This is a genomic window from bacterium, from assembly GCA_023145965.1.
Taxonomy (GTDB): Bacteria; UBP14; UBA6098; order UBA6098; family UBA6098; genus UBA6098.
Window position 1 is genome coordinate 1 of record JAGLDC010000115.1, and the last position, 7,080, is coordinate 7,080.

The window sequence follows — 7,080 nt, forward strand, 5'->3', positions numbered from 1 at the left end:
AATAAGTTTTGATCGAATACATCAAACTTTTAGCTAGCTATTATTATATTCTCGGCTCAGAAGACCTATAACAGCATTGAATTGTGGGAATTTTGGAATGATAACCGGTAAACAAAACTGAGACGAGAGAAGTCTAGAAATAGCCGAATTTTTGGCAACTCCTCCAACAAGCACTATTCTATCTAGAAAACGCGATTCGAGTTTGCTGGCGAATTTTTTTACAATCTGCAAATTGATTCCAGCGGCTAGCCTCTTCTTATCGACTCCACTGGCCAGTTTTGCCACTATCTCGCTTTCCCCAAAAACCGCGCATGTAGAGCTCAGCTTCTCCGGATTTTCATAATATTGTGAAATCTCATCCAAGTCCATTCCGATAACTGCTGCCATATTTTCGACATAACGCCCTGCACTAGCTGCACAGCGGTCGTTCATGTAAAAATCTGTTACCTGCGAGTCTTCGATCCAAATGATCTTACTATCTTGCCCTCCAAGATCTATAAGCGCAAAATCCGATAGACCGGTCTGCTCTATCGCACCACGCGCATGCGCTTGTATCTCCGGGATCACAGTAGCATCCGCTATGTTCAGTGCGTGACGCCCATAACCAGTTGCAAAAACAGAAATGTCCTCCTCAATACCAAGTTTGGTCTTATCGAGAATAAAACCTTCGGTCGAAGAATTTCCCATTTCCGAGAAAAAAAGCGAGGTATTATAAATATAAAATTGCATTTGTTCTTCGGTTACAATCCCCATTTTAACCGAACGCGAACCTAAATCTATACCGAGTAATTGCCTCATTTTTTGTCCTCGAGTAATTTGATGAAAGCTTCGGCACGAACTCGTGTTCGCTCGTCGAGGTCAAACTGGCTTTCCCCTTCAATTGTTAAAAATGGAACATCGATGTGTTTCCTGAAAAGAAGGTCCTCTATCTGCCGAAAACAGAAACTTTGCGTATAATGTATTATTCCATCGATACTGCGGGTCTGAACAGCCTCTTTAATATCCTTAATTCGCCTGAAAACGCTTGTGGGGTAAGTATATCGACAATATGCTTCGAGCAGATCCGCACCCTCGAAAGGCAAAGAAAACTGTCTTTGAACTTCAACAAATACCACACGTGCCTTTAGGCTATCGAAAAAATCGAAAATCTCCGGAAATATTGGAGGCACTCCAATATAACCTAATCGCACTCGGTCATCGAATGAAGTTCTCTTTTTGGCATCTTCGATAAGTTTTTCCGCAGTTGCACAATATTTTTCTATATCACTATTGAAATCTGAGGTTGTTACATGGAAAAGGTGATTCTCAAACGAGGTGATTTTATTCTCCTCCCATGCGAGTCGATCTATATCTTGGGCCAATCTTCGTGGTTTTTCAAGAATCCGGAAATTCTCGATAATTTGTTCGCGTTCGACCCCGAAATAGCAACCTAAATTAGTAATCTCGGCATCGAGGATACGTTTATTACCATCGTAAGGAAAAGCGAACGGGATTACCTTAATACCGATATCTTCGAGTGTCTCTGCAAGGGCATGTGTATTGGAACAATCACCTTGTGATAAAAAAACGATAGTATCAATATCTTCCGACATCGCCACCGCACCATAAATGCCAGCTATCCATGCACATATGGTACGCGGATAACCTTCTCTATAGGCTAGCGAGAGGAATTGTTCGCGTTTGTCATCTGCGAGAAAAAGGTTATTAAGATCTACTGGGATATTCCCAGACGCCCAGATAACTTCCTGAGGTATTGTTGTCGTTATTCCAATTCGTTTTTTCAATATAGTAAACTTTTAAGATGTCTCATTTGAAAACTCATAAAACCGAAAGATAATTATTGGATATTCGAAATACTTCCAAAGTAAGATTATTAACCTATTCAAATTCTATTATATAACCACTTAAACATATATATAGTGATTTGCCTATATAACTTAATTATTCAAATAAATCAATTATAGTAAATTTTTCAACATCGACCAATCCATCATCTGTAAGTTTAAGTTTCGGTATTACAGGCAATGCGAGGAATCCCAACATCATGAATGGATCATCGATAGTGCTTCCCATTTTGTTTGTTATATTTTTAATCTTCTCCATCTTTTTATCGACCGAAATCACGGTGCTAAAGGACATAAGCCCCGCCAAAGGAAGCCGAAGTTTTCCGAGCACTTCGCCATCACGCACTGCCACAAACCCACCCCCCATTTTCACAACTGCTTTCGCAGCTGTATTCATATCGGCGTCGTTAGCACCCAAAACGATTAAGTTATGAGAATCATGCCCCACCGAGCTTGCTATAGCTCCATACTTGATGCCAAATCCCTTTACAAAACCCAGCCCGATATTCCCCGTGGCTTTATGTCTTTCGATAACCGCCATTTTGAGTATATCCCGCTCCGTATCCGCAATCGCAAGGTCTTTTTGCACTTTAACCTTCTCGACAAGATGTTCTGTTACTATTTGCCCCGATATTAGCCCAATAATATGTGCTTTAGCACCCTCTACAGCAGGAATAACAAAATCTTCTTCATCGAATGGCGCGGTATTCATGGTATTTTCGGCGGAAATGGAGGTTTTCGCCCATTTATTTTCCAGAAGAATACCATCTTCGGCCACCAATGCGCCTTTCGCCCAAACCTTACGCGGATAGAATTCGCTTAACCCCTCGATCCATATTAAATTAGCGATCCTACCGGGTGCAATAGCTCCAAGTTTCTCTTGGCGGAAATATTCCGCTGCATTCAGCGTTCCCATGCGAATAGCCTCTATTGGATCGACACCGAAATCTATAGCGCGTCGTATCATATAATCAATATGACCCCTGCCGAGGAGTTCTGGCGGATGTAGATCGTCGGAGGCAAAAAGAATCCGTCTTGAATTTGCTGGAGTAATTGCAGGTAAAAGCGCATCGAGATTCCGCGCGCCGGTTCCTTCACGGATCATTAAATACATACCAGCGCGGAGTTTTTCCCGAGCCTCTCCTACAGTCGTAGCCTCATGCTCCGAACCTATACCTGCTGCAACATAAGCATTGAGCTCCTTGCCCGACAGTCCGGGCGCATGGCCATCTATGACACGACCTTTGGATACCATTATTTTATCCAGAACTCCCGGTAGGCAAAATAATACACCCGGATAATTCATCATCTCAGCAAGCCCAATTACATTTTTCTCGCTGAAAAGCTCAGCTATTTCATCGGCACCGATATTCGCACCTGAAGTTTCCATATCGGTCGCTGGAACGCACGATGGCACCATAAAAAATATCGTCAATGGGAGACCATCGGCCAACTTCAACATAAGCTTTATCCCATCGACTCCCATAACATTAGCTATTTCGTGGGGATCGGCGAACACCGCAGTAGTCCCAAATGGAAGCACACCAGCAGCGTAACTAGGTGGCGAAACCATGCTTGACTCGATATGGCAATGACCATCGATAAGTCCGGGGACTAAATAACCACCATCGAGTTGCACAACCTTTTGCCCTTCATATTGTCCAATACCAGCGATTTTGTCTCCCAATATAGCAACATCTCCTGAGATTATCTCTCCCGAAAGAGTGTTTACTATTTTTGCGCCCTTGAGAACGACATCAGCCGGCTTGTCTCCCTTTGCAACCTTGATCAAATCGATAAGTGTATCCATACTCATAATTTCTCCTGAATTACAAAAAAACTAATTTTTATACAGTTCATTGTTATAAATATAATCCTTAACTAAATCCGTAACAAGTCCATCTATGGATTCTCCTCTTGAAACCATCCTACGTATCTCTGTGGCTTCGATATCGACGATAGGACAAGGAATTAATTTTACATGCCTTAAAATACCCTCGTTTACTTCCCCAATATCCCAACCCGGCCTCACTGCCACATCTATCTCAGCTAATTGCCATAACCTATCGTATTCCTTCCAAGTATGAAGTTCTACAAGTGAGTCTCCCCCAATCAGAAGGTGTAATACATCGTTTGGAAATTCGCGTCTAAATCGTTCAAGCAAAAAAACGGTCCAAGGCTGTTGGGTGGATTCTAGTTCATAAAGACAAATCTCAAAAAGCGACTTATCTTGTATTGCCAATTTAACCATTTCAACACGATGTTTACTTGGCAAAATATCATAGACATCTTTGTGCGGTGGAATTCTGGCTGGAACCCAATTAACAATATCCAGCGGGATATATTCAGCTATATTCTGTGCCAATGATAAATGTCCCAAATGAGGTGGATCGAAGGTGCCACCAAATATTCCACGGTGTGTTAGCATATCAATTATCGGTTTTCCTTAACAATTTCGATGCCTTTTGGGCTATCTCCGTATCACCGTCGTAAGTAGCTAAATCGGTTAAGATGGATATACCTTTGGCCTCCTCCCCCGGCAACTCTAGGTATACTTTGGCCTTTAATAATAGGGTTTTGGGGATCAAGCTAGTTCCATTATATTCTTCCTCGATGAGATCTGCATATAAAATAACAGTCTCCCATTTCTTGAGCTTAAAATATGTTATAGCAATATCATATTCTTTTTTAGCTAACTTCTCCCTGCACCGCTGAATCCCATCTTGAGCTTGTTCGAGATACTCCGAGCTCGGATGAAAAATTATAAAATCTTTGAAATATTCTAGGGCGGCTCTAGTTTTATCTTGATTGAGATCTGTTCGAGGCGAACTGGCCAAAAAGGCCTCGCCGATCATAATCTCGGCTCGTTCAGCATATTCGCTTTCCTCAAACCTTTGGGATACACGGCGATACTCCATCGATGCGAGGTCGAATTGGCCATCGTTGTAATAGCTTTCGGCAAGGAGAAAAGTCCCCTCCGCAATAGCTTCGTGATATGGGTATGAATAAGCATATTCAGTAAACGACGATACAGATTTGCTCCATTTTTCCTCATTAAAATAGGCCTTACCTCTTTCAAAAAGCAAATCAGCCTTGGAAATATTATCGCCTTCGATAAGAGCTGATTTCTTAGAACAGCCGCTAGAGATTAAAATGAAAAACATGGTTAAAAACGAAATTACTATCCTGAGCATTAAAATCCTTGCCTATCTTTGGGTAAAATTAGTATTCGAGGATCCGCATGAAGAGGAAGGGTTAAAATACCATCTTCACGCTTAACTGGCGATGGCGCGTCCCATTGTTTATTATTTGAATTAAATTCAGAAGTATCTGGACTTTGTTCAGCATACTCATTCGACGTATCCAATGCAGCATATGAATTTATATTGCGAGCTTCAGGGGTTCCCGTGGTATCATTCTTAGATGTCTCCGGCCTATTTTGAACTGCTTCCGAGGGCGATGGAGCAGTTCCTTTATCTGATTGTTCAGTCCCTGAAGGCTCGATGGCTGTAGATGTTTGCGCAGAAGTCCCCTTTTCGGCCTCGGGTTGTGGAGTTTGCGTTTCATCAACCACTTTTTGTTCAGGTGGAGTCTCTTTCTTTTCCGTGGATTCCTGCGTTTCTTGTGTTGTTACTCGAGGTTCAGTATCGGCCTCCGTCTTCTGTTCAGAAGAAGCCTGTGCTTTTTGAGTATTAACCTGCGTAGCTAAATTACTCGCCTCATTACTCCTACGAGTCGGATCACCCAATGCATCGATTCTTGCAAGGGCGCGCGCGGTAAGGTCATCATTTGGATAAATCGAAAGAACCTTATAATATTCTATAACGGCCTTAATTGTATCACCCGCCATGGATAGAGCTTTGGCAAGCTCGAATTGCGCAGCAGCATGCTTGTTTCCGTCCGGAAGCAATTGAGCGCGCTTGTAATGGCGAACAGCTTCATAAAAATTCTTATCGTCGAGATAGCTATTGGCAATCCAGTATTCTGCGTTATCCAGAAGACCAGATTCTTCCGGTGCTTCCAGAACAATCTGGAACTTGTTTCTAGCTTCGGAAGTCTTTCCAGCCTCGAGAAGGCCATACGCCTCGCTATATAGATGGTTGTATTCGATTGCCGCAACAACAGCCAGTGGCATCAGAATAAAGGCTATTTTGCCCCGAAATCTCATTTCTGCACTCCAAGAAGATTAAAGCCTGTTCCCTTAATAATATGAACATCTGTGAAGGTGCCGATCTCGGCTTTCCCTCGAAAACGCACTATTCTATCTATTTCGGGTGCATCAAATCTTGTTCTTCCCCAAAACATCTCTTTGCGAGAACCTTCTCTTTCAACAAGAACCTTCAAGGTTTTACCCTCGAGTTCGATGTTAGATTCTTGTCTAAGCCTATCAAAAATCATATCCACAAATAGTTTACGTTCAACAGCTACCTCTTGCTCGATCATATCATTAAAATTAACAGCAGGCGTGCCATCTTCAGGAGAATAAGCAAAAACGCCCCCATGAATAAAATGCCCTTCATCTAAGAACTCACAAAGCTCATTGAAATCGGACTCGGTTTCACCGGGAAAACCAACCATAACACTAGTCCTAAGAGCAATACCAGGAATTGAGTCTTTTAGCTTAGCGACTATAGCGCGAATATCGTCACCGTCAACATACCTTCCCATACGCTCGAGAATATGGCCCGAGATATGTTGTATTGGCATATCGAGGTATGGCAAAACCTTGGGTGTAGTAGCCAAAGCCTCTATATTAGCATCGATCATGTGCCTTGGATGAGAATAAAGAACTCGAATCCAAAAATCAGCCTCTATTGACGAAATCGCACGAAGAAGGTCAGGGAATTTGTTTTCATCTTTATCCATCCCATAGGCTGTTGTATCTTGACCTATTAAAGTAATCTCTTTAACTCCGGAATTTATTAGAAATTCAGCTTGTGAAACCAAGGAGTCAATTGGAGCACTTCGCAGGTTACCACGAATCGAGGGAATAGCGCAATAGCTGCATCGGTTATTACAACCCTCCGAGACTTTCAAATAGGCCGAAGGCAAACTCCCATTGTCAATATTATTTTCATACCAATTTGTAAGATAATCTCTCGGTGTCGATACAAATGGTTTCGAACTCGAATTTCTAGCGCGTTCCAAAGCGTGAATTATCTTACTTTGGTCGCGATTGCCAAATACAATATCGACTTGAGGCATTTCGTTTTTTAGAACTTCGCTATACCTTTCG

General features: G+C 42.2%; 7 protein-coding genes. All 7 read right to left on the reverse strand.

All coding sequences use genetic code 11. From position 1 onward, the window contains the following. Window positions 1-33 precede the first annotated feature (33 nt). Window positions 34-798, reverse strand: a complete 765-nt coding sequence (locus KAH81_09940; protein MCK5833972.1) for a 2-hydroxyglutaryl-CoA dehydratase — start codon at window positions 796-798, stop codon at window positions 34-36. Next, a complete protein-coding gene (locus tag KAH81_09945) occupies window positions 795-1,784 on the reverse strand; it encodes a 2-hydroxyacyl-CoA dehydratase (protein MCK5833973.1) in 990 nt (329 codons plus the stop codon). The genes KAH81_09940 and KAH81_09945 overlap by 4 nt, the downstream gene beginning before the upstream one ends. A 157-nt stretch (window positions 1,785-1,941) precedes the next feature. Next, window positions 1,942-3,654 (reverse strand): adenine deaminase, encoded by a 1,713-nt coding sequence (ade, locus tag KAH81_09950; GenBank protein ID MCK5833974.1) that lies wholly within the window; start codon window positions 3,652-3,654, stop codon window positions 1,942-1,944. A gap of 30 nt (window positions 3,655-3,684) precedes the next feature. After that, a complete protein-coding gene (gene nadD / locus KAH81_09955; GenBank protein ID MCK5833975.1) occupies window positions 3,685-4,272 on the reverse strand; it encodes a nicotinate (nicotinamide) nucleotide adenylyltransferase in 588 nt (195 codons plus the stop codon). A gap of 1 nt (window position 4,273) precedes the next feature. Further along, window positions 4,274-5,038, reverse strand: a complete 765-nt coding sequence (gene bamD / locus KAH81_09960; GenBank protein ID MCK5833976.1) for an outer membrane protein assembly factor BamD — start codon at window positions 5,036-5,038, stop codon at window positions 4,274-4,276. Next, entirely contained in the window at window positions 5,038-6,012 is a 975-nt protein-coding gene (locus tag KAH81_09965; GenBank protein MCK5833977.1) for a tetratricopeptide repeat protein, read from the reverse strand. Before KAH81_09965 ends, bamD begins: the two co-directional genes overlap by 1 nt. Continuing rightward, on the reverse strand, window positions 6,009-7,080 hold a 1,072-nt coding region (locus KAH81_09970), incomplete at its 5' end, for a MiaB/RimO family radical SAM methylthiotransferase (protein MCK5833978.1). The genes KAH81_09970 and KAH81_09965, both read right to left, overlap by 4 nt.